General features: G+C 55.1%; 11 protein-coding genes. 3 read left to right on the top strand and 8 right to left on the bottom strand.

Annotated features, from left to right (window positions below):
• Nucleotide 1 precedes the first annotated feature (1 nt).
• The 3 genes from IV04_RS11325 to IV04_RS11315 all read right to left on the bottom strand — a co-directional run bounded on the left by IV04_RS11325 (nt 2) and on the right by IV04_RS11315 (nt 13,193).
• Entirely contained in the window at nt 2–10,396 is a 10,395-nt protein-coding gene (locus IV04_RS11325) for a hemagglutinin repeat-containing protein (RefSeq protein ID WP_051916762.1), read from the bottom strand.
• 26 nt (nt 10,397–10,422) lie between these two features.
• Entirely contained in the window at nt 10,423–12,102 is a 1,680-nt protein-coding gene (locus tag IV04_RS11320) for a ShlB/FhaC/HecB family hemolysin secretion/activation protein (RefSeq protein ID WP_051916761.1), read from the bottom strand.
• A 449-nt stretch (nt 12,103–12,551) separates the two neighbouring features.
• Nucleotides 12,552–13,193 carry a glutathione S-transferase family protein gene (locus IV04_RS11315; protein ID WP_037397935.1) on the bottom strand — a complete coding sequence of 214 codons (642 nt, stop codon included), beginning with the start codon at nt 13,191–13,193 and terminating at the stop codon, nt 12,552–12,554.
• 273 nt (nt 13,194–13,466) lie between these two features.
• Between IV04_RS11315 and IV04_RS11310 the strand changes: the two genes are divergently transcribed.
• From IV04_RS11310 to IV04_RS11300, 3 genes are all read left to right on the top strand, one after another.
• Complete coding sequence (locus tag IV04_RS11310) at nt 13,467–13,670, top strand: CopG family ribbon-helix-helix protein (protein ID WP_037397992.1); 204 nt, start codon at nt 13,467–13,469, stop codon at nt 13,668–13,670.
• A 181-nt stretch (nt 13,671–13,851) separates the two neighbouring features.
• Complete coding sequence (locus IV04_RS11305) at nt 13,852–14,247, top strand: DUF6088 family protein (protein WP_037397932.1); 396 nt, start codon at nt 13,852–13,854, stop codon at nt 14,245–14,247.
• The gene (locus IV04_RS11300; protein ID WP_037397929.1) at nt 14,240–15,181 is read left to right on the top strand and encodes a nucleotidyl transferase AbiEii/AbiGii toxin family protein; all 942 of its coding nucleotides are present in this window, start codon (nt 14,240–14,242) and stop codon (nt 15,179–15,181) included. Before IV04_RS11305 ends, IV04_RS11300 begins: the two co-directional genes overlap by 8 nt.
• Nucleotides 15,182–15,398: 217 nt before the next feature.
• Here IV04_RS11300 and IV04_RS11295 read toward each other — a convergent pair whose 3' ends face one another.
• The 5 genes from IV04_RS11295 to IV04_RS11275 are packed head-to-tail and all read right to left on the bottom strand — an operon-like array spanning nt 15,399 to nt 24,845.
• The gene (locus IV04_RS11295; protein WP_051916760.1) at nt 15,399–16,199 is read right to left on the bottom strand and encodes a DUF2135 domain-containing protein; all 801 of its coding nucleotides are present in this window, start codon (nt 16,197–16,199) and stop codon (nt 15,399–15,401) included.
• Between the two features lie 35 nt (nt 16,200–16,234).
• Nucleotides 16,235–17,875 (bottom strand): DUF2300 domain-containing protein, encoded by a 1,641-nt coding sequence (locus IV04_RS11290; protein WP_369794901.1) that lies wholly within the window; start codon nt 17,873–17,875, stop codon nt 16,235–16,237.
• Complete coding sequence (locus IV04_RS11285; RefSeq protein ID WP_197062163.1) at nt 17,876–22,504, bottom strand: alpha-2-macroglobulin; 4,629 nt, start codon at nt 22,502–22,504, stop codon at nt 17,876–17,878. It abuts the gene before it with no gap.
• Nucleotides 22,438–23,094 carry a DUF1175 domain-containing protein gene (locus IV04_RS11280; protein ID WP_037397920.1) on the bottom strand — a complete coding sequence of 219 codons (657 nt, stop codon included), beginning with the start codon at nt 23,092–23,094 and terminating at the stop codon, nt 22,438–22,440. The genes IV04_RS11285 and IV04_RS11280 overlap by 67 nt, the downstream gene beginning before the upstream one ends.
• Entirely contained in the window at nt 23,091–24,845 is a 1,755-nt protein-coding gene (locus IV04_RS11275) for a DUF2138 domain-containing protein (protein ID WP_152562860.1), read from the bottom strand. Before IV04_RS11275 ends, IV04_RS11280 begins: the two co-directional genes overlap by 4 nt.
• Nucleotides 24,846–25,053: the final 208 nt, after the last annotated feature.

Below are 25,053 nucleotides of genomic sequence, written 5' to 3'. Positions count from 1 at the left end.
ATCACCTCATAATGATAATTTTACTTTGTTGATTTTTAGGTAAAGTTTTTATGTAGTCCATAAAAACCTTCTGGTTTGATGGTGTTAACACTGTAAAATCAACAGGAACTATGTCTGCTTTTTCCAGATGCTCAAGAATTTGTTTCTGGCCTCCTGGAATGTCTCCCGTCTTTAAGGGGGTAGTCATATTTTTTTCAAAAAATTTGTTAATCCCATCAATCTCTTTCTGAGACAAATTCTTTGTCGTATACATAAAGTCAACCGTTTTCCCAGCATTAGGCCCGGTGCTAATAATAAAATCAGCTGTTTTTCCACCTGTATCAGGCGCTCTTTCCAACGGCCCAAGAACACCTTCCAACCTTGCAGCCGCCGCTGCCTCTGCTGGGTTATATTTCCCATTACCGTTTACATCAGGTGTATTTAAGCGTTGCTGCCCTTCTAAAGGAGTAGAATTACTTTTAACTTCATAAATTCCATCTGTATTCTTTGTTAGTACAGGTGCTTTGCTGCCCGCAACCCCATTTGTAGCCAACCTCTCAAGACTAACCCCCGCTGCCTTGGCACCATAAACCATCCCCACCGTATCCTGGATGGTTGTTGCTATCTTGGCCCATTCAGGTATCTCATCAATGGCTTTCTGATATTTGGCTGCGTAGGCAACATCCTGTGCCATCTTGGCCTTGGCCTGTTCAGGCGTATAACCCTGGTCTACCAGTTTGAGCAGATCACGCGAGTAGTCCCCGATTAAATCGCCGAACTTCGCCATTTCCTCTGGGAACTGGTCGCGTAAGTCGTAATAGGTCTGGTATTCCGCATAACCTTGATAGCTTTCTTTAGCAGCCAGCGCCAGTTTTATCTCATTGATACAACCTGCGCTGGCCCCACTGGCACAGGCATTCTTCAGATTTGCATCGCTGACGACATCCTTTTGTGTCAGGTTAGCCAGATCTTTTACTTCACTATCAGTAATCGTGCCATTCGCCAGTTTGGCTTCCAGTTGCTGTTTGAGGATCTTATCGTTGGCATTGAGGTAGTTATTCTCCACCGCGTTCTTCCCAGCCTGGCCTCCTGCTACCGCATTTGCCGTGCTGTCGCCCACGACACCACCCGCTAATCCTGCCGCCAAGGTCGCCAGTGCGCTGATCCTCTGCTTCTGCTCCTCACTCAGGTTTTCGGGTTTCACGTCAGGGTACAACTGACTCGCCAGATAACGTGCGGCCAGTTCGCCACCTGCTGCACCCGCAGCGCCAGCCGCCGCAGAGTTGCCGCTCATCTCTGCCGCTATCGCGCCCCACACAGCATGCGCCAGCACATTGGCTGTATCATTATCCCCGGTGTACTTCTTGATTTGCTCTGCTGCATACGGGCTTAACCCACCGGCAATGGCGGCGGCCATATTGCCACCGGCCAGGCCCTGCAACGCAGCTGTGACGGCTTGTGCTGCTTTCTGCAAGTCGCTACCCGTGCCGTATTTCTGCATCTCCGCTTTGTAGGCATCGGTTTTACGTAGCTCTTCAGCATTACCTTTCAACTCAGGGTGACGTTTTAGTGCTTCCTCAAGCCCGTTGATATCCCCTTGTGTCCGGACGATATCCATCGCCTGTGCACCGATCTCCCCGATGAGTTGCGCCGCCTTCAGCCGGTTTTGTTCTTTCTCTTTGTCAAATATCGGTGCAATACTGCCGTTGGCATTCTCTACATCCCGGCTCAGGTCCGCCACATCCTGTTTCTGGTTAACCTGGTCACGGATGATGATAGTGCCATCACTGACTGCGGCCTGCGTTGTGCCTTCTGCATGCCCACTGTTACCCAACCCCGACAGCGCCAGGCTGCCCAGATTGCTCAGCAGGTCAGAGCCCACCGGGCCACCAGAGCTCAGGCTACCGCCCTGATGCTCGGCCTTGAAGTCTGCCTGGTTATGGATATTGCTAAAGCCCAGTGTGCCGGTATCCAGCCGGTTTTTATCCGCGTCTGCCGTGCTGGCTATCACTGCACCGTCGAGCTGCGTATGCTCACCCACCGTGATATCAAAGCCGCCCTTACCCGCGTAGATACCCGTCTGTTCCTGCACGCTGTCATAGTTGCTGTGCAGTTTGTCACGGCTCATGCTCAGGTTGGCCGAGCCACCGCCGCCCACCACCGCCACGCTGACACCGCCACTGACGCTGGTCTGCTTCGCATCATAGTTGTCGCTGTCCTGCTGGCTTTGCAGCGTCAGATTACGCCCTGCATCCACCTTCACCGTGTCACCGCTGGCCTGCGCACCCACCAGTGCCGTGTCGCGGCCACTGTGCAGCGACAGCGTACCGCCACTGTCGACCAGGGTTTCGCTCCAGAAGGTGCCGTCGCCGTGCTCATTACCCTGACTCTTGTTGGCGTTGGCAAACACACTCAAGCCACTGCCCGAGCCACCCACGCCCAGGCTGACGCCAATATTGCCGCCGCTGCTGCTGTTGCTGCCTTCAGTTTTTTGCGTATTGGCTGCACCCAGTAGCAGCAAATCACGTTGCGCATCCAACGTGGTATCACCACCGGCTTTGAGCTGGCTACCGGCAATCAGGAGGTCGCCGCTGTTTGCCGAATTTCCTTGGCCAGTGGCAGTGACCGTCAGGTTATTGCCCGCCGTCAGTGTCGACCCACTGACGGTATTCTGTTCCTGATGTTGCTGAGAGGACGATTTCTGCGAACCCAATGAAACACTGACGCCCACCATACTCGCCGCATCGCCGCCCTCCGCCTGCACCAGTTGCCCGGCTTGCACGGCCTGAACACCTGACAGCGCCGCTTTGGTCCCTTGCAAGGCGGCCAAGCGCCCATCAGTTTCTTTTTTTGCCTGTTGTGCGGTGGTGACCGCACTGTTGACAGCACTGCCCACCGGGCCAGACAGCGCGATGGTCAAGCCACTGCTCTTCTGCTCAAAGGTCTCATCCCGACGGGTGATATCGTGACCAGGGTCAATCTGTACGCTGTCACCGGTCACCGACAGGTTCTGGTTGGCAATCACATCCGCACCGCCGATATGCGCTTTGCCACCCGCAACGATGTTGACATCGCCACCGGTCGACCCGATGGTGCTCACGCTCTGGCTCTGAGTGGTGCCGTCTTCGTTCACCTGATGGCGTGATGAGGTGCTGCCGATGGTAAAGCCCAGTCCGCCACCGCTGAACACACCGCTCTTTTTCTTCTCATCCAGCCGGTAGCTCGATTGCTCTTCGGTGGCGGCCACAATCTCGACGTTATTACCTGCTTTTAGATTAATATTGCCGTCACCGACCACCGCAGAGCCTTTCACCGTCAGGTCATTACCGGCCGACAACGACACGTTGTTGCCGCTGAGCATCGAGCCCTTTTCCTGCGTCGCGTAGTCTTCCCGCACCGTATGGGTGGTGGTCTTCGACAGGAAGCCGCCCTTGGTTTTGGTCTCTTCGAAGAAGTGATAATCGCTTTCGGTGGCACTGTTGAGCGTGATATCCCGCCCGGCACTCACCGCCACGTCACCACTGGCCTGCACCTGTGCCGCATTCAAGGTTGCATCGCGTTCGGCGCGGATCGTGGTGTTGCCACCGCTGGCAATTTCCGTGCCTTGCTGGCGAATGGCTTCGTCCACCTGCTGCCGTTTACCGCCTTTGCTTTCGCTGTACTGGCTGGTTTGCTGGGCAGTGAGGTTCACGTCGCGCCCGGCGCTCAGGCTGACGTCGTTATCCGCCACCATCGCGGCCGCCTGCGAATTCACATCCCGCCCGGCGTCCAACGTCAAATCACCGCCGCTGGTCAGCGTACTGCGTGTCGCACCGTTGCTGCGCTGCTCGTCACTGTTGTTTTTCTGCCGCGTGCTCTCTTCCTGTGTTTGCAGGTTGATATCACGCCCGGCCACCACGGTAGCATCACTCTGGCTGCCCACCTGGCTGGCAACCACATTCACATCACGGCCTGCATTCACCACCAACGCCCCACCGGCGCTGACTTCGCTGGCCTGGCTGCTGCGCGCCTCGCTCTCTTTTACACTCCCCCAACTCTGACGCTTGTCGGCATCGTAGGTGCTGTTCGCCAGCATGTTGACGTCGTTACCCGCCGACAGGGACATTGTCCCGCCAGAGGTCACTGTCGCTCCCAGGATATCGATGTTGTTTCCGGCACTCAGGCTCAACGAGTCCCCCGCCCGGATAGTGCCGATATCACCGACCTCCGTGTGCGACAGGGACAGGCTTTGTGACAACCCGCCGCCCGTTGCACCTTGCGCTTCCCATTGGCGTGTCTGCGTCTGGTTGATGATACTGCCATCCAGGCTTTCCAATGCCACCCGGTTGCCGCTGATGGTAGAACCGATATTGCTGATATCGCCGATAGCACTCAGTTGCAGTGAACCTGCCGCATCGAGCAGCCCACCCTTGAGGTTGTTGATCGCCCCCTGGCTGCTCACGTTCAGGCGTTCGCCACCCTGAAGGGTGCTGCCGCTGTTGGTCAGGCTACCCGCATTCAGGTTCACCTGGTTACCGCTGATCACACTGCCGTTCAGTACTACCGTATCCTTGCTCGACAGATACAGTTTCGGGGCCAGTACCGTCTGGCCGTTGACCGTCACCGGCTCCCACCAGACGATACTCTTGTCTAATGCAGCGACCTGCTGCGGCGTCAGGCTGACACCAAACTTCAGGCCCAGCCCGGTTTGCGCCTGCGCGGCGTTGTCGATCAGGTATTGCATCTGCGCCATATCAGAACCGACACCGTTGATATAGCGTTGGCCTGTCTGGTGCAGCACGGCGTTGCTGATATAGCGGGTATCGAAAGCGGCATCCCCGAGGAAGCGATAGTCGTAATCCGGGCGCAGGTTCAGGCGGTCAAGGAAATAGGCCGAGCCGATAAACTGTGATTCGTTGGTGTAACGGCTGTCGTTTTCCTGCGGGGCACTGCCCGGCTGTTGGCCAAGTAGACTGTACAGTGAATCAAACAGGCTGTTATCAAGCTGCCCCAGGCCGTTCAGTTTTGGGTTGGTGGTGATCAGGTACGGGCTGTTCGGATCTGGGTTCGGCACGAAACGGCCATCGCTGCCGTTCGGCAACGGGTAGTCCGCCAGGTCTGCCGCATTGTTCCCCAGAGTACTCAGCGCACTTTGCAGGTTGTCTTTCCAGGCTGGGGTGCCCACGGCAATGCTTGGGTCACCGGCCAGTTCCTGTGCTTGTGGACGTTCAACGTTGCCCGGTTGCTGCAAGCTATCGAGCGTAGGCGTCGCCAGCGTAGGGCTGAACCCACCTGCATTGGCAAAAACCGTGGTGTTGCTGATGTCTTGCGCGAAGTTTGCGGTGATAGCACCACCGGCCTGGATCACAGAGCGATAAACGGCGTCCCCGGGACTGTTGACATAAATAGGGGCATCAGCCAAGACATAACGCGCTATCCTGTCCTCTGAATCATAATCCAGAGCCAGGATGTCTTCATAAGTGAAAGGTTCTGTTCTCCAGGAAGGCCTGTAACCAAAGTCTAAAAAACCATAGGCAAGAACCGGCTCAGACTCTAAACAGCTCAGAACAAGACATTCAATGCGATATCGATAAACGTGATAGACAGACTGCTTGCCCGCCACCGCCGAGGTGTTATTCAGCAGGTTACCGGAGAGCGCCATTGCGCCCTGTGCCAGAATGTCACTGGCATTGTTTTCCAGCGTCGTGGCCTCAATACGCATATCCCGCCCCGAGGCAATACGGCCTGCCCCGCCGTTGGCAGTAACCGACAGCCCCGACTCACTCACAAGAAAAGTTTTCTCATCCTGTGCTTTTTTAAAGGCCAGCCGGTAAATGTTGTAACAGACATTGTCACTGACACACCTGTCCGTCATGTAAAAACCCAGATCGCTGACATCCATATCAACCAGTTTCACGTCGATATACAGCTGCTCAGGCGCAAGGTATTCGGTATAAGTAGACTCGATCTTCAGTCCATCACGCTGATTCAGCAGATGCGCGGTGTTAAGGGTGATATCGCCGTTTTCGGTTTCGATGGTGCCAGACGTATTGACGATTTCGCTGTTGGCATTGCCCACAGCATCGCGCTGCATCCACAGGCTGTTGCCTGCCAGAATATCGCCGTACTGGTTGGTGATACGGTCCGCCAGCAGGTGCATGTTGCCACCGCTGTACAGCATACCGCTGTTGAACAGTTGGCTCACTGCACTCAGCAGCACATCCCCGGCGGTGCCGATAAAGCCATAGTTATTGATGACACTGCCGCTGAATAACTGGACCAGGCCACCGGATTGCAGGCTGGAACCGGCATGTTGAGTGATACTGGCTGCATCAATCCGCACGTCACCGTTGCCACCGCGCACGGTACCGGCGTTGGTGAATTGCCCACCACTGTAAATCGCCAGGCTCTGGCCCTGTGTGGTGCCGGTCAGCGTGATGTCACCTTGACTGGACAGGCTTAACGCATTCCCTGCCGCCAAGGTACCTTGTTGTGCAAACGCATCATTCAGTGTCACCGCAATATTGCCCAGCGCCACCAGTTGCCCAAACTGACTGAGCACACCGCTCACCAGCGTCAGATCGCCCGCGCTGAACAACTTGGCGTTTTGCCCGTTATCGACCTGTTGCGCCTGCACCGTCATCTGCCGTGTTGCCAGCAACGTACCGGTATTGTTCAGGCTGCCGGTATTCAGTTGCAGGCTCTCGCCTTGCAGCATACCCAGGTTGTTGAACACAGTGAGCGTCAGCCCGCTATTGCCCGCTGCAATCAGCGTACCGCTGTTATCCAGTTGATTACCGTTAAAGGTAAGGCTGCCCGTCTGCAACCACCCACTGTTAGTCAGGCTGGGGGCGTGAAGCGACAAGGCACCGCCCACCACCAGTGTGCCCGCATTGAGCACCGGGTCGGTCAGCACTAACGTACTGCCACCCGCACTCTGGAAAGAACCCGCGTTATCCAGCCCTGCCGCCGTCAGTTGCAGCCCGTTCTGGCTGCGTACATCACCCACCGCCAGGTTACGGAACACACCGCTCAGTTGCGCACTGAACGCCGCCTGCCCCAGTAGGAGTCCGGTGTTGGTGAGCTCTGCCGCCTCTATGGCCAGCGTTCCGGCCTGGATATGTCCCTGGTTATCCACCTGACTGGCTTTCAGGGTGGCCGTGCCATTGCTCAGTATCTGCCCGCCAGTCTGCTGACCGATGTTACCGCTCATCTCGGTCTTAAGCTGGTTGACTCCGGCAATCACACCGCTGTTGAGCAGCGAGGTACCTGTCAGCGACAGCATGGTCGCTTGCCAGTTGCCCTGGTTGACCAAGGCCAGCGCGTTAAGCGCCGTTTCGCCGTTAGTCACAATCTGGCTGCCCACACCACTGTGGAGGGAACCGGTCAGATCCAGTTGAATGCGTTTATTCGCCTGTAGCGTACCGGTATTGTCCAGTTGGCGCGCTGCCAGAAGGATCTGTTCGCCTTGCCATACTCCAGCATTGCTCACTGCCGCCGCATTCACCGTCAGTTCACCGCCACTCAGTAACTGGCCGCGGGTCGCATTATTCAAATCCTGTTGCAGTTGTAATACCAACCGTTCAACGCCGATCAGGTTGCCGCTGTTGGTCAGTTGGCTGACGCTCAACAGCGTGCTGTTGCCTTGCGCTTCGCCCTGATTGGTCAACTGTTGCGCAGTGAGCGTGAGCTGGCCTTCACTGAGGATTTTTCCGCTATTGCTCAGTGCTGCCGTATCCAACGCAATCGGCCCCTGGCTCAGCAACTGCCCGCCGTTGTCGAGAGTCTGGGTGACTTTCGCCGTCACGCTGTCAATACCCAAAGCGCTGCCGGTGTTGTTCCAGGTTTGTGTTTCCACATTCAGGTCGGTAGCCTGCAGTTTGCCTGCATTGCTCAGTTGCCCGGTGTGCAAGGCCAGGGTTTCCCCCGCCAGCAAACGTCCCTCCAGGCGGTTAGTCAGCGTTTGCGCCTCAATATCGGCCCAGGTTTCGGCCTGTATCAGCCCACGGTTGTCCAGGCTCTGGGTATTTAATGTCAGCGTCTTCGCTGCCAGGGTGCCACTGTTGTTCAGTGAAGGCACATCCAGCGTCAGCCCTTGGCTTGCCACCAGCGAACCGCTGTTATCCAGGCTGCGAGTAAACGCCAGCTCCAACTGCGGCGCACCGATCAATCCGCTGTTAATCAGGGCGTCACCGCGCAAGGTAAGCTGTTGCCCCGCCTGCAAAGCCCCTTGCTGATTGAGCTGTTTGACCGCTAGCATCAAGCCTTGATCGGCCTGAATACGGCCTTGCTGGCTTAAGTTGTCGCTGCGCCAGTCGATAGTACGGGCAATCATGTCGGCGCGGTTTGCAACCTGCGCACCGCTGAAAACCAAATCCCCCAGCGTGGTAAACACCCCGGCAAGCTGTGCGCCTTCTGTCGCCGTCAAGACCAGGCCGATTTGAGCCTGACTTTGTGCGTTCTCACCCGTGGTGAGTTGTTTACCGGTTATCATCAGTGTGCGATCACTCGACAGCAATCCACTCAGCAGGAATTGGTCACCCTGCAAGCGGATATCCCCGGCGCTCAGTAACGCCGAGCCTGCCGTGGTCTGCAGGTTGCCAATCATAGCGACACCCTGAACTCCGGTCGCACGACCTGCCAGCAGGAACTCACCGGCCTGTACGTTCAGCAGCCCTACGGTATACAGCGAACCACTCACGTTCAGAGTATCCCGCACCGTCAGTGTCAACGGCTGCTGTGAGCCAATCAGCCCACGGTTATTGGCCGCGTCGGCATTCAGCGTCAGCGCGCCCGCCGATTGCAGTTGGCCGCTGTTGTCAAGTTGCCCAACGTTAACCGTCTGACTCCCCTGCGCCTGCAACAGCCCGCTGTTATTCAGCGCCTGTGCAGTTATCTGACTGTTACGGTTGGCGGCCAGTTGGCCTGCGTTATTCAAGCTATTGGCCTGCAGCGTCAGGTCACGCCCGGCAGTGAGTTGCCCCTGCCAATCCGCGTTACCGCTGAAAGTGAACTGGATATCCTGTTGTGCGCTCAGCACACTACCGCTGGTGCTTTGCAAGCTGCTGCCCTGCAGGATGAAATCTCCGCCAGAGCTAGCTTGCCCCGCAAGGTTCACTGCGCCGCCTTGCAGCGTGACGCCGTTCAACCCGGTCAGTTGGGAACCGCCATCCAAAATCAAGCTGCGTTGAGCTTCAGCAATCACCGTCCCCGCGCCGAGTTGGCTGTTCAGCCACTGCTGTTCACCGGCTTTTATTGTTAGCCGTTGGGTGGTAGTCAGGTTACCTTGTGCGTCAGTGCCTGCCATCAGGCTGCTGCTGGTCGCTTTCAATTGACCTGCGGCGTTCAACTGAAGGTCTTTCGCCGCGCTGAGCGTGGTCTGCTCCAGCGCCAGTTCACCGCCGTTGAGTGCGATCTGCTGACCAGCTTTCACCGAGGTGTTACTCAGTGCCAATTGGCCCTGGCTGTTCAAAGCAACGTTTTGAGCGGCCTGATGGCTGCCACTGAGCGCAATATCGGCCGCATTGACGGTTAAACTCCCCTGCGCCAGCGCGTTATTCAGCGTCAGCTTACCGTTGGCATCAAGGCGGATATCCCCATCACGGGCGTTGAGGTTGCCGAGGTTGACGCCGACACCGGTTTCACTGGACACCAGGTGAATGCGGTTGGCATACATGCCGCCCAAGGCACCGGTGTCGATGGCCACTTTCGGCACCTCGCCCTGACCGGCGATCGGCGTGGCATTGCCTTGCGCATCCACCCGGTTGGCACCCAGCGTGATGGCCGCGTCTTTGGCATGAAGTTGTGCGTTGAGGTCAGTGGCACGGGCAATCAGCGCGAACTTGTCGCTCTGGCTGGCATCCAGCCCTTGGCCCTGAATGCTGATCGCCCCCTGGGTCACTTCCAGCGCCTGCAAACTGCCATCGGCACCCAATACCGGTTTGCCGGTGGTCAATGTCGCATTCGGGGTGTTGATAAAACCGCAGCCGTCGCAGGTGATGCCATAGGGGTTGGCCACCATCACATTGGCCTGCTTGCCCGCCACTTCCAAGTAGCCTTGCAGTTGTGAGCGGTTCGGCGTCACCACTTCATTGATGATGCCCTGGGCTTCTTTCCCGGCTTGCAGGTTAGGGTTGTTCTGGATCAGGCCGCCGAGTTGGCTCTGAGTGAGCCGATCGGTACCATTGTTGAGGATCAGCCCCTCTTTCCCGACGTTGAAATCGTTGTATTTATTGTGGGAAATCCCGGCCTGATTGGGCGTGGCAATATTGACCACCGGCACGCCGTTGGCGGCCTGATCGAGTTTAGTATTGCCTTCGGCGACGCTCACGCCGTTGGCAAACGCGGGTAACACCGGCTGCCACGCCAAAAGGGTACACAGGGCATAGCTCAGCCAACGTTGGGTGGCATGCAGAGGACGATCCGTTGACTGACTCATGTGTTAACCCTTTCCCTGGAAATTAATTAAAGAACAATACTGATGCGGTAATAGACAGAAACCCGGTCCGGCTCCAGCCAACTCGGGTGCGACAGCGGCCAACCGACGGTCAACTGGCTGCCGACATAGCGGTTGCGGCTGCCAAGCCCCACCGCGCCGCCCCACAGCGTGCCGGAGGCATAGGTATCCTGTGAGTCGTGGCGCAGGTAACCGCCATCCACCGCACCCAATAGGGTGATGTTGCCGAGGTATGGCAGGCTGAATGGCGACCAGTTGACCTCGTTACGCCAGTAACCGCCGTTATCCCCAGACAGATACTGCTCCTTATAACCCCGCACTGAGCTTTCGCCGCCGATAGTCAGGCGTTCGCTGCCGTACAACCGATCCGGCGACCACTGGCCGTAAACGCTGGTGAGGTAGGTCCAGTCCTGCGCCAGCGGCAGGTAATAGCTGCTGGAAAGTGAATACTTATCGAACTCTGCCCTTGGTGCATCGTCGCTTTTGCCGCTGTCGTCTTCCGCCCCCAGCCACGGTACGCCACGGCTGTAGGTCGGATTGAAGGTGGCAAAGCCGCCCCACAGCTTCTGGCTGTGCGTCGCCCCCAGCGACACGCTGGTGAGCTTGCGGCTGCTGCTTTCCAACCGAGCGTCATTCAGGTAGTTGCGGTTGATGCGGTGCGTCAGGCCGAGCGCCAGACCGGTTTTTATCTCGCTGTTGCGGAACACTACGCGCGACAGGTTGAAGCGGTGCGTCTGGCTATCACCGCTGGATTGCCAGTCAAAACCCTGATTGTTGATGGTCGACAGGTAGTCGCTGTAAGAGTAGTTGTAATCCGCCAACCAATAGCCGTAAGGCAGGCTGACACCGGCCTGCACGCTGCGGGCATTGTGATCGTTGGCGAAATCGCTGCTGCGTGCGCCGGAGACAAACCACTGGTCCGCCAACCCCAGCAGGTTATTGCCGGTCAACGAGCCGTTGATCTGCCCGGTGCCGGTGCTTTTTTGCCCGCTGTTATCGAACCCCAGCCCCAGCATCACCGGGAATTCCGGCGTGGCGGTCAGGTTCACCACCGAATAGCCCGGCTGACTGCCGGGCAGGATTTCAATCTTGACCGGTTGCTGGCGCAGGCGGTTGATCTGCTCCATGCCCTGTTCGAGATCACGGAGGTTGAGGATAGTGCCCACCCGGCCAGGGAACGCCATCTTCAGCATGCGGTCATCGTGTTTATCCAACTGGATCTTTTCCAGTTGGCCTTCAAGAACGAGAAGTTTCAGTTCCCCGCCAGACAGATCCTGCTCGGTGAGGAACGCGCGGCTGGTGATGTAGCCCCGTGCGATATACCAGTCGGAGACCTGTTGTACCAGGGTCTGTATCTGCGCCAGATTCAGGCAGCGCTGGAGATAAGAGTGCGTGAGCGTTTGCTGCGCGCTGGCGGGCAGGTGAGTGGCCCCCTCAAGACGAACAGTATTGATGGTGAAACAGGGGCCACCCTCAGCCGCAACGGGCGGGGCTTCTGGGCGCGTAGGAGAAATGCTGCGTTGCAGTTGCTGGCGCTGTTGCTGGTTTTGCTGCAGCAGGTCACGCTGTTGCTGCTGGATGGTGTCGCGGTCGGCGGGGCTGAGAAACGCGCCTGAAACCGGAAAGACTGCACAACTCACTGCCACGAGCGCACAAAAGCGCCACGCCTGCTTCCTGCATGCCAACATGAATAATCCCTGAGAAGGTGTCGAAAATAATAAGAAATGTATCAAGTTATGTTGAGGATTATCCCGCGCCACTGAACAGAAAGCAAGCAACCCAAGACAAAATGCGTTGCTTTAGTGACCATAATAGATTAGCTCGGCTTGAGGCTGTAGCAGCCTGAATAACGTCTCTTCTTTTATGAATACGTGCCTGTGGGCATCAGTGTCGCCGTCTTTTCTGATCCACTTGCGGTGAGGAGCATATCGCCAAGGTATCGATGAAAACCTGCACGTTGCCTGCAATCCTGAATTCAAACGGTGTGATTAACCGACCGTCAGGCGTAAATGACGAATTGAGTGCTGACTTGACGACATACAGCACAGGCCCTGTCTGGCCCGAATGATAAAACCAAACGCAATTGACTTGGCTCAAGCCTTCGGGCGGAGTAACGGGCGAGCGTACAATATCAGCTTTAGCCAGGGAATGGATGTTGGGCCAGCAGTGCGTCATCCATAGCGCCAGCGCGTATATAGGCAGGCCGTTGGAGGATGGGTTCGATGTAGTGTTCGAAGGTTGGCCGCTTTTCAATGCCACCGGAATGCATACCCCAGTGAATACAGGCCGCCAGATAGGCGTCTGCAGCACTGAATTGCTCACCGCACAAGTAAGGCCTCCCCTGTTTAATAGCAAACTCCAGGGTGTTCATTGTTAATTCATAGTTGCCGTAACCCACCACGAACGATTTATCAGGAGGTGCCAACTGGTCGAACAACTTACCCGTGAAAGCCGCTTCCAAGGGACCAGCGGCAAAAAATAGCCAGCGGTAGTATGCCGCTCTTTCCGGGCTGCCTGGCGCGGGTGCAAGTTGCTTCTCAGGGAACAGATCAGCCAAATAGGTGCAGATAGCGGCGTGTTCGGTTATCACCGTGTCCCCATGTGTGAGCGTTGGCACCTTACCCATGGGGTTCATAGCCAGATACTCGGCGGTTTTCATGCTAGGGCCGTAATCAAGCACCACAGTGTCGTAACAGGCACCACACTCCTCCAGTAACCAGCGCACCGTGCGACCACGAGACATGGGATGGGTATAGAGGGTAATTTTGGCATCATTCATGTTAAAGCGTCCTTAGGTTGCAGTGAATAACATGGCGGAGTATCTATCGTTACAGTGTCAGAAACCGACAGCAGTGTTACCAATTTATTTATGTATGAACAAAGAACAGGGGATACGCGCAATGACTGAGCTATAAATACTCCCAGGTATCAATGCGGGCTGGAGCCGGTTAGAGAGACAGGGGGCTGAATTGGTAATAATTGCCCGATCTCAGCGCTACCTCCCCACCTTTGATTTACTATGACTCAGTTTTAATCATAAGGATTTCTCGTCATGGCACAATCACCAACACGCGTCATTACTGCTCATGTTCCTATTGAAATGGCAGAGAAGATCGACGAACTGGCTGCTAACTATGATCGTTCCCGTGGCTGGATCGTCAAACAGGCCTTGGCTGCGATCATTGAGCAGGAAGAGCATTGCCATCAAATGATCCTGGAAGGCCTGGCTGATGTGGCCAGCACTGGCAAGGTATGAACCACGGAAAGTGCATCGTCTGATCGTCGGTAACTGTGAAATGCACTACGAACTCAGAGTTAACGCGCTCTACATCTTACGTGTTTGGCATACGCGAGAAAATCGGGGTTGGTTGTCGTATGTTTGCTATTAAAAATGTCGTATGTTTGCTATGATTAAGAAACGACCAAAGGAGGATAGCATGACCACAAAAGATCGTATTCAGTCACGACTGAAACGCTCAAAGCGTTATGTTTTCACTCGTGACGATTTCAAAGATCTTGCTGGCTACGATCAAATTGGTAGAGCACTGCGTGAACTGGTGAAGGAAGGGCAACTGTTGAAAGTAGGTTATGGCGTCTATACCAAAGCGCGGCAAAATGCGATTACTGGTAAGTTGATGCCTGCTGCTCCCGGAGGTTCTGCTGCAGTAGTGATTGAGGCGTTGGAACGTCTGAAAGTGGATTACCGCTTGGTAGGAGCAACAAACGCCTATAATAGCGGTAAATCCACCCAGATCCCTGCATCACTGGAAATCAAAACCTCACCACGTTTTAAGAGAGCATTGTCAGTAGGGAATAGCAAACTAAATGGATGATTTAACAAAGCTATTCCCGGACGTTGCCGATGCTCTGGGCATTGAATCAGTTGCAATTGTAGAAAAAGATTATTACATCGTTGAGTTATTGCGATTGCTCCAGCCTCTGCACTTTAACACGCATCAGCTAGTTTTTTCCGGTGGTACAGCATTGTCAAAAGCGGGTATCTCTTTGAACAGGATGTCGGAAGATGTGGACATAAAGCTCGTCCCTGTCGCCGGTTTTTCCCAGCAATCTTCCAGAGGCCAGCGTAAAAATATTCGCAGGGGTATTATTCAGACCATTCTCGAAACAATGACAGCCTCAGGAACGTTTCGCATGGATGAAGCGTATCCAAAGCTTACTCGTGATGAATATCGTTATAATGAAATTTCGGTGCGCTACCCACAGGAATATGCACAAATTCCCTGCTTAAGGCCATTTATTAAACTAGAACTGATGGAAACGGATTTGCTTGAGGCTGTGGAAAACCGTTCATTGGTAATGGATCTTACAAAGAAGGGTGAAGTAGTGAAGGCTTTTCCCTGCGCAACTATCGCCAGCACGCAGGTTGAAAAGCTGATTTCAATAATGCGCAGAACGGCTGCAAGTATGCGTAATGTGGAACGTGCAGTGGATGAGTCACTGGTGCGTCATATCTACGACAATTTTTGTATTGTCAGAGAAAAAGGTGCTGACGTTCCCATTTTAAAGCACTTCGTGCAGGAATGCATTGAGCAGGATATTGAACGTTATGGTGCTCAGTATCCTGAATTCTGCGAGTCGCCTGTTGAAGAACTGAAAATGGGGTTGGAAGAACTTGCGAGCAATCCTGTTTATAAGGAACGCTATCAGCAGTTCGTTACGCCAATGGTGTTCGGTGAAACCCATGTTTCGTGGGAAGAGGCTTATACTTGTTTCCGCCAAACCGCATTAAGCGTGCTTGAAGTTTAGAGGCCCATGCTATGGTCAGTTATGGGTATCTTAACCGCCAACTCTGTCCCGCTTCGAGTCCCAAAAATCAAGGATTTAAAGCGTTGGCATAATGTGATTTTTTAAATTTAATCAATATAACAAATTGATTTAACTAGTATATTTTAGTCCAACCTCCACCATAAACATGAAAATAGACACCCGTGGTGCATACTACTCTCATGCCTCTTCGGTCAACCTAATACCCTGAGTAACTGAATTTTTTTACCAACGTCAATTCACCGGGGTTACGCATTGGCACAACCACGGTTTCCTGCTTCTCGTCGGTAGTACCTTCTTCAGTCACAATCGTAAGTTGTGCCGTGGTCAGGATCTCTTCCCCCCTGCCACCATAATAGTTTACGTAAACCAGATACTGGCCGTTTTGAGGGGTTGGTGAGGAAAATATTTCCGGGCCATAACCGGTAGTCACGTCAACATCCAGCGCACCGCCATTGGCCAACTGTCGGCCACCATACCAGGCATGCCCACCGTCGGGAGTTATCACATGCAGATCGAGATCGGTATTATCCGTATCCCATGAAAGCACCAAGCGCAAACGAGCTGGTATCGCTCCGTTACCTCTTTGCGCATAAAACTGTGTTCGATGCTTGGCTGCCCGGTCAGGGCTGCGTACTTCAACCCCGTTGCTGCCCTGCGGGAAGATATATGGCCGGTTAAAACTGCCATCTTCCTGAATTTTCAGCGGCATGCTGACACCATTCACAATCAGCCGCCCCGGCTCCTGTTTGGCCTGGCTAGCCGGTTTGGGGAAATCTTTAATTTGGCCACTGATCAGCGCCTGTGCCGCCTGAGTAGCCGAAGAGTTAACCGACGATGCCGGATAGTTAACCTGTTGCGAAAACTCAGCCCCCTCGCCAGAAGTGCTATGCCACCCGGCAAGCGGTGTATCAATCTCAACGCGCTGTTCAGCAAATACTGAGGTAGCCACAACCATGAGCAATGACGAACCTATACAACACAACCGATTAATAATCATAGAATGACCCTAAATCCTTTAGTAAAACTCTTGCCCTAGTCCAGCAGAAGATGGCGAGCAAGCTGCTCAACAAACTCTTCATCCTGCCCCCGTGGGTGGGCGGCAAACGCCAAGTGTAAATACTCATGAGTCAAATCCAGCCGGTCTTGCAGTGAATAGAGATCCCGAACATAGATACGGCTGTACATGCGATCAACATGGGGCTTACCGGAAAGTAACCGGCATACGGTGAACTGCCCCACAGGTGCGTAACCCGGCTGAGCGTCTAAGGCTTCACGCCAGCGTTTCTGTTGGCCTGCTAACCATGTTTCGGCTTCCGGCATTGCCTGACATACCGCTTCTGGTTTATCCCAGCGCCCCAAGTTGGCACGTGGGTAAGCGTGGGCCAGAATCGCATCATAGCGCATCCCTTGTTGGGCCTGAGACACCGCCTGTTGCCACGACAAACGATTACTACCTGCCTGATCGAGATGGTAAGTCACTGGCGCACCGGCCAATACCAAATCGGCGCTCCAGGCAGCAACTTCTCGCGCCGCCGCCGTAGCAGGCTCCGGGGCGACACGCTGGCCGGCGCTGCTGTCAGCGATCGTCAGGCATTCCCCAGCGCGCACTGCGTTTTGCAGCAGGTAAGTACGGATCGCCACCGCCAACGCTTTCGCTGCTTCAACTGGTTGGGCTGCCGCCTCACGCTGCAATACCCGAGCGACATATTCTTCCCGCTCAAGGCGAGCCGTCAGGGCCAAGCGGCCAGCATCCGCGCGTAAGAACAGTTCGCCCTGGCTTTCGATCGTCTGGTAATTGCCATTGCTGAACTCAACCTGATAGCGCCCACGCAGCGCACCCGGTTCGACCGGTGTTGGCGCACCGCTACGGCGTACGGCAACGATCGGGTAACGCTCAAACATTCTCACTACCACACACCCCAGCGGATCGGCGGGTTGTGCCTGCGGCAACACAAGATTCAGCACTTCGGCATAATTTTGCAGGACCGTTTTGCTGGTCCCTGAGCCTTGCCCCCATAACGGCGTGCCGTCCATCAGCCACCCCGCAAACCCGCCTTGACGTTGTTCGGGATCCTGCTCGTCGTGCCAACTCCAGGTTTTTATCCGCAACCGACTGCCCAATTGCCCCACCAGCTTGCCCTCAGCAGGCAGCAACACCTCCAACAGCACATTACGCGCCTGTTGCTGACCAGGCAGCGTAGCCAAAACCCCCAGCAGTTCAGCAACCGGAACTCGTTTAGCAGGCTGTAGTTGAGCTAAATCCTGCAACCAACCGGGGCTCTGTTGTCGTTGCCAGTAGCTGGCCCACAATTGTGGATCCAGTTGCAGGCGCTGGGGGCTAAAATAGAGGCTGCACGACTGCACCAAAGCCCGATCGCGCGCTACTTTCTGCCCCACGTCGCAGCAGTAAACCTCTTCCTGCGGCTGGCTGCCGTTGCAGGTATAATCTGGCTCCTGCTGCTGGGTATCCACTAAATAGGCATACACTAACAGCTTCCAGATACTGCCCAACGGGGTCGTGAGCGTGCTTGGCAACGGCTGTTGAGCAAGCTGCCGCTCCTGATTCAGGATCAGCAGTTGATTTTCCTGCCCCTGCCGCAGTGCCAGTTGCATCTGCGGCTCAGCCGCCAATGCAACCGCAGGCAACATCAGCCACCACCAGCGCCACATCAATTATTTTACCGTCACGGTCTTCAGGCGGCCGTTACTGTTTTCCGTTGCGGCCTCTTGCGGCGCATACATCCGCGAGTAACGGATTGGTGGCAACAGGAACTCCCCTTTCTGTGAGAAACGGATCAGATGCCGGTAGACTTTGCTTTCTACCAGTTCATCAACCGGCACTATATAGGAGAGTTGGCCCATTTCATTACGCGCTTTTTCCAACGGTATGCCATTCTTACCGCTCAACCCTGATACCGTAATCCCCCAGGTGGTACGTTCAACGTCTGCACCCGGTGGCAATGGCACTTCAAGCAGCATATAACGCTGCGGCCTATCGCTTTTATTGGTTAACGTCACTTCATCCAGATACAGCGCATCGCTGGCAAGCGCTTCATTTGGCGCAACCGGGAGTACCGTAAACTCAAAGGCTTTATCACCAGGCACCAACTTCAGTAAGCGATGGCTGATGCCAACCGGCAGCGGCTGTTTTGCCTGTTCGATACCAGCGGCGCTCAACGGCAGGCTGAAGTTGACAGAAATATCAATGGGTTGAGCCAAGTCAGCCGGTAGTTCCAGCGGTGGCACAGGCTCTTTACCTCCCCATTGCCAGTAGCGCTCACCGAGAGTCCCCTGTAACGCTAACCAGTCCGCTCCCGGGTTGAACTCAACCGGCGGTGCGGCAGTGCCCAACGAACCATACAACCAAGCCAAGGCTAACGCGCGCTCTGGGCCGGGCTGCGACGGTAGCAATTGTGGTAAAAACCAAGCGACCTGCTCAGCATCTGCACCGCTGGTACGCCAGATCGCTGCATAAGCAAACGGATGCTGGCTATAGGCAATAAACTGCTGGCTTTGTTTTAACGCCTGCAATTCCTGCTCCTGCAACCGGTAACCTGGGGTTTGCTGTAACAGCGAATAGGTCAGCACCCGAGCCACCGCCAACCCCAATTTGGAATTGGGAGCCGCCATGACCAGGCTGTCGGTTTCTGCCAGCGCATTGCCTTCCACCGCTGTCGCATTCGGCAGCGACTCCGCCAGCCCCTGTAGCAGACTGGTCACCGGCAAATGCATCTCCTGCGCAAATGACAGCAACAGAGCACGATGCAGCATCGGCATTTCGTCCGCCTGCTGCGCATACACATCCAGCAACCGCTGCCAATGTTCTGCCGGAATCGCCACGCCTAGCGCCTGGCTGGCGTACCAATCCGCGTAGTAGGCATAAGCGGTCAGGAAAGCATCAGGATCCCCCTCCTCGCCCCACCAGGTGAACTTGGCCCCCGGCCCTGCCATCTGCATCAGGCGCTGGCGGTTATTCTGCATGATCTGCCGCAAGGTATTGCCCCGTTGCGTATCCTCTTTGGCCAGCATGTTGTAGGCCAAGCTCAGCGGCAACAAGCGGCTAGCGGTATTGATCACACCACCGAAAGGCTCATTGAGCAGATCGTCCAGGCTACTGCGGAACAGCGATTGCGCATCGCCATTGATGCGCAACCGAACGTCATAGGCCCCGGCGGGTAGATTCAGGTTATTGCTGCCACCGTGCAGCCGGATATCCCGCTGCTGCGGCACCGACCAGTGATCTTCGATGACTTTCAGGTCAACGCTCAAGGTGTCCAACACCTTGCCGTTTCTCACCACTTCGGAGAGCCAGCGCCCGGAATGCATCGCCTCTACCGGTTGGCTGACATAGTTCACCCCTTCATGCAGGGTGATCGACTGAGTCAGGCTCTGATCGCCATAGCGCGTGCGCAGTTCTACCGGTGCCGATTGCTTGTTTTGGCTAAAGATAAACAACCCTGGCTGCGGGCGATCCCCTTGGCGGAACTGCGTCGCCCCACTCCATTTCAGATACAGCGGTTTTTCCGAACGGGTAAAGCCCTGTTTCTGCCCCACCTGCCCCTGCGGATTCTGGGCACGTACGGTGATCCGCCAACGGGTCAGAGAATCCGGCATGCTGAAGCTGAAAGAGGCTTTGCCGTTGGCATCGGTAACAATATCCGGCTGCCAGGCCGCCGTATCCACATCCTCACGGCGCGGACGTTCCAACACCTTAACACTGCGATCGCTACGGTTGGCGCGCCCAGGCGCAGTGAGCGAGCCCGGCAACGCCAAATCGTAGGCGATAAACGACAAACTGGCGCTGGTGCGCACATTATTGCGCCGTGGATGATAGAAGAACTGGTCGATAGTCGGGGCGATCTCTGGCTGCAACGCATAGATCATTTCATCAACCACGCTCACGGTGAGGTGAGCTGCCACCGGTTTACCGGCAAACTGGGTATCCAGCGCCACTGTCACCACATCACCCGGCTGGTAAACCGCTTTATCGGTCTTGATACCAATATCAATGCTGGGCATCGAGACTTTAATACCGGCATTCTGGAAGCTGTATTGCCCGCCTTTGCTGTACAAAACCGAGAAAGTGAGGTTAGGCGCAAAATTCTCCTGCACGGTGATATGCGCAAGATACTGCGTCTCGCTCAAGCGCTGCAGTTTGACCCATTCGGCACCGCTGGCAAGCAGCGCAACCTTTTCTACCTTATCGCGTTCAAGCGTCAGCAACGCATGGTCAACCGGCTCCGGGAAAGTGATCAACGCCTGAGCAACTTCACCCACCTGATATTGGCCTTTATCCATCACGATCTCGACGCTGCCTGGTACGGCTTTTTCACCTGGACCGCTGACCGTATGGCTGGTCGCCCCCAGGATCATGCCCTGCTCACTTCTCAGGGTCACGGTGTAAGTACCCGGTTGTTCAAAAGCAATGGTGAAAGGCCGATCCGCTGCCTGGAGCGGTGCAGTTACAAGTTGGCGATCTTCCAACCGCAGCCATTCATAGCTGGCCGGAGCGGTGTCGTTACCTTGCACATTACGGAAGCTGAACGCGACTTCTTCGCCAACCTGGCTGAAACGCCTTGGCGCCGCGATCTCATAGCGGGATGCCCCACGCTCGATCAGGATCTCGCGGGTGGTTTTGACCCGATAAGCCGCGCCATCGCTGGCAAAAATGGTCAGCAGATAGCGGCTCGGCTTATCTACCGCTGGCAGATCCAGCTTGGCATGGCCTTTATCATCGGTAGTCAGTTGTGCCGTTTTCAGCGCAACCGGAAATTTACCCTGATATTGCAGATCGTTGCTCACCATCGAGAGTTGCTGGCTATACAAGCTAAGATCCAGCCGCGCATTGGCTACAGGCTTGCCATCGGGGTAGAGCAGCACGATGTCACCGGTTACCGGCTCGTTGGTGCGAAAATCAGTTTTCGCCATCGCCAGTGAGATTTCAAAATGTGGTTTGAGATAGCTGGCAACGCGGAATGAACTGCTATAGACCTGATTGTTATAGGTAGTACGGAGTTCATATCCCCCTGCTACTGCATTCTCTGGCAGTTGGAAACGCCCCTGCGCCCCCGATTTGCCATCGATCTGCAGGTTGAGCGTCTGTAATTCCGTCCCATTGGCATCCAGCACGGTCAGGCTCACAGGTGCAGGCTTGATCGCCACAGAATCCAGCGCGTTCTTGAATTCACGCCCCAGCAGTTTAACCTCGACCCAATCACCAGGGCGGTACAATGGGCGATCGGTAAAGGCATACAGCTTGGTGTCGTAAATCTCGCTGTCGTAATAAAAGTTCTCTGAGACAAACACCCCGCCTTCACGGTCTTCGCCCAACAGATAGGAGCGCTCCGGCGCAATATGGCGCAGATTCAGCAGGCCATTGCTGTCCGTCTGGCCGCTGTTCAAAATGCCCAACCCATCGCTCCACAGGATCTGGCTGCCGCCCACCGCTTGACCATCATGGCGGTTAGCTGTCCATACCAGCAGTTCATTGCCAGAAATTTTGCTTAATGCCACGGTATTGGCCACAAACACCACCGTAGTGGCGCGGTAGCTGCCAATCAAGGCTTCGACCAGATATAACCCCGGCTTCAACTTGCCCAATGGGATATAGACGTTACCCGGCAATGGTTCAATAAAGCGGCTGGATGACCCTTCCATTTTGACCTGTTCTGGCGGTTGGATCGGCAATGCATCCCACAACGGGTAACGGAATTGGCTAATCAGCGGCAAGTTTTTCAGCGGGGCAAACTGGGGTTGAACCACGAATTTGCTCGGCTCAGCCAGAGCTTCGCCGATTTTCAGCTCCGGCAACGCGTTGGTCACTTCCTGCCGGGTATCAAAGGAGAAGGCTCGCTGCATCACGCGGCGCGATTTGCCGTACCAGTTATCCCACAGATACGACAGAGTGTTGGACAAGCCTTCGCCTTGGTACTGGCCTTCCAGCATGATGCGATGCAAGTTCTTCTGTTTCTTCAGGAACTCCATCGGTTTCTCGATCCGATACAGCCGGATATCCACCCCACCGTATTGTTCCACCTCAAAACGACGATAGTCGCGCCCCGGGGCTTCCAGGCGCACTTTTGCCACTTCATCACTGGCAAAACTGCTGTCCGAAAGCAGGAAAAAGGATTGTTTAGGGATCGAGTAATCACTCGCTGGCAGGCTATCTTCAGCCTGTGCATAAGCCATCGGCAACCATAGCCCCAAGCAGAGCAGAAAATGGCGGAGTAATTTTTTCATCGTGACAGGAAGCCCAAGCGATAAATGCCAATGAAGTTGGGGTTCGATTCGTCGGGTATCCATCGGGTATCCTTCCATTTCATCAATTGCTGCATGCTCACCGCACGCATTCCGTTATCCGTCGGGGTGGTTGTTCCGGTGTGGTAGGCAATATAACGCCCCATCCAGATCATCAAATGCTGCTCATCGCCTTGATCAAAAAACAGCAGATCGCCGGGTTGTGCCTGATGCAGATTGCGGCCCAGCAGTTGGCTATTGAACTGAATCAGCTTGATTGCATCCACATAAGGGCCTTGCTGGCCGCCCCCCTGCTGCCAGCGCTGGGCAAACTGGCGTTGCTGTGGGGTGATGGTCAACTCTGGCGGCAGATAGCGATTGGATAAACCGTTCGCGCGCAGCCATTTGCTGTCATGAACTTTCAGCGATTCGTTAGCGGCAAACCGCACCAGCCCGGCACAGTCCTGCTGATACCAGCGCGCACTGGGCCCCTGATTCAACTGTTCTTCAGCAATGCGCACAAACCAGGCGCGAAACACACTGGATTGCTCGGGATTAAGCGGCGCAACCGGGGTTTCAGCCTGTGCCCGCCAGGTGAAAAGCAGCGTTATGCCCAGCAGGAACAACGCGCGTAGCCTTACCACTGTTAACTTCATAGCCCCTGCCATTTCAGTGGCAGCCATTGCCAGACCGCCCCCACTTCAGTATTCGCAGGCAGTACCAAGGCATAACTCTGCTGCCCGGCCAAAGCGGCCAACTTGGGTAACAGCAGGGTTTGAGCGGCGTTATGGAAGATAGGCTCGAGGTTCTTCGGCAGGCTGGCGAACACTTCCTGTTTAAACAGCCCAGATAAGGCTTCTGGAGCCATATAAACCGGCACCACCGCCTGCTGCGGCAATACATCGGCGATCGGTGGGAAGTTTTTATCCAGCGTCTGTAAGGCTTTGTTCACCAGCTTATCATCCAGTGAAAACAGCAAGGTCTGCTCATGGCGCGCCAAACTAACCCGGAAGAACCGGCTACCCGCCAGGCTTTGCTGCACCGCAGATTCACTGCTCGGGTACTGACCGTAGCGGGAACTCACCTCGCGCTGCCACAGAAGGGCCTGATTCCTGGTGCTCGCCACTACCGGAACCGGCTGTTTCTCTCTGGCACCGATGACCGTCTCAAACAGTGCAGCGAGCTTTTTATCGAGCTGCGCATCTGCCGCGCTTTCTAATCGGCTGACAAACAGCGGCGTATAAAGATGCGAATCAGGATACCAGCACAAACCGCTGATCCCGCTCATGGCGAGCGACGAGGCATCAGCCTGCTCAGCAGAGTTGGCGTTATCGCTGATAGCGTCGACCCGTTGCAGCAGGTATTCCGGTACGCTTTGCGAAACTGGCAGCGCCACACAGAAACTCGCCCCCATCGGCATGGTTTTCCAGACCGGGCTGAAATCAAAGGTGGCATTACCCGCCGCTGACTGCTCGTTCAGCGCCAGATAGCTCGCCCAGCCTTGCGGCTGCATCTCAAAACGGATACCGGCAAACGCCGGGATAAAGCGCTGATAACCGAAGCCGAGATAGTTGGCGCTGACTGCAATACGGTGGGGCATTTTAGCCTTGTCAGCAGCGTTATCGCTGGCGGCATCACGCGCTTTCAGGCCAAAACTTTCCGGCCAGGGCGTGCCACCACTCAACAACGCGCTGGCGACCTGCGAGGAGTCCTGTGAAGGAGCCTGCTGGTCATACAGCATGGCAATATCAGAAAACAGCAACAGATTGTCGCCGTGGCTGGCAAACAACAGCGATTTATTACCACCATAGCGCAGGTGATAAACCGAGACCGTCTCATTGCCGACTTTGAACGGGGCAAAATCCATCAGTTCCAGTTGAGTATCATCTGCCGCCACCTTGGCCAAAGGCTCCAGCATGCGCGCTAATCCACTCAGCTTAATCACCGCCATAAAATGATCGAGCCTGCCGCGTTCATCATGCCAAAGCGCAATATTGGCCGGTTGGTCGAGGAGCGTTTCCAGCAGATTATCGCGCAACGTTAACTCATGCTCGAAGATAATCCGCCGCAGGCTACCGACAATGCCCAGACGATCGGCATTGTTTTGGTAATAAAAAACCAGATCCTCAGTCAGAGTGTCGCGCAGAAACGGGATCGCCAGCAGATCCTTGGGCAACCGGCTCAAAGATTCGCTTTCGATGAGTACATCAGGGTGGCGGAGATCTATCTGTAAATCATTCTGCCAGACCAGTTCTTTAGGAGGAGAAACCTGATGCGGTAATATTAAAAATCGCTGAACACCCCAGACAGCAGCAGAAATCACCAGAATAATAGCCACTGCCCAAAATCCATATTTGCTGCGGCTTTGTTTTGCCACAGATGTCACATTCTTGTTATCAACAGTCATTATGGCCGTTCCACAGCAGGCATAAAATATAACGCAGTGCTCGAATAGCTTGCGCCAATAGATTAATCAACAAAAAGCCAAAATCATTACTCTAATAGTAACTTGCAGGTCATATTATTATGATTGCAAATATGAAATAACTTTAAACCTACAAGCTCTGATTATTGCGGCAGTATACCCACCTCTAGAGTTTGAGTCGAACAACAAA

Source organism: Serratia sp. Ag1, assembly GCF_000743355.1.
Taxonomy (GTDB): Bacteria; Pseudomonadota; Gammaproteobacteria; order Enterobacterales; family Enterobacteriaceae; genus Chania.
The sequence above is the reverse complement of the archived record's forward strand: the minus strand, read 5'-3'. Positions and strand labels throughout refer to the sequence as shown.

Coding starts and splice junctions, on each gene's coding strand:
- IV04_RS11280 (WP_037397920.1), bottom strand. CDS start 23,094: ATGAAGTTAACAGTGGTAAGGCTACGCGCGTTGTTCCTGCTGGGCATA.
- IV04_RS11300 (WP_037397929.1), top strand. CDS start 14,240: ATGGATGATTTAACAAAGCTATTCCCGGACGTTGCCGATGCTCTGGGC.
- IV04_RS11285 (WP_197062163.1), bottom strand. CDS start 22,504: ATGGATACCCGACGAATCGAACCCCAACTTCATTGGCATTTATCGCTT.
- IV04_RS11320 (WP_051916761.1), bottom strand. CDS start 12,102: ATGTTGGCATGCAGGAAGCAGGCGTGGCGCTTTTGTGCGCTCGTGGCA.
- IV04_RS11295 (WP_051916760.1), bottom strand. CDS start 16,199: ATGATTATTAATCGGTTGTGTTGTATAGGTTCGTCATTGCTCATGGTT.
- IV04_RS11315 (WP_037397935.1), bottom strand. CDS start 13,193: ATGAATGATGCCAAAATTACCCTCTATACCCATCCCATGTCTCGTGGT.
- IV04_RS11310 (WP_037397992.1), top strand. CDS start 13,467: ATGGCACAATCACCAACACGCGTCATTACTGCTCATGTTCCTATTGAA.
- IV04_RS11275 (WP_152562860.1), bottom strand. CDS start 24,845: ATGACTGTTGATAACAAGAATGTGACATCTGTGGCAAAACAAAGCCGC.
- IV04_RS11305 (WP_037397932.1), top strand. CDS start 13,852: ATGACCACAAAAGATCGTATTCAGTCACGACTGAAACGCTCAAAGCGT.
- IV04_RS11325 (WP_051916762.1), bottom strand. CDS start 10,396: ATGAGTCAGTCAACGGATCGTCCTCTGCATGCCACCCAACGTTGGCTG.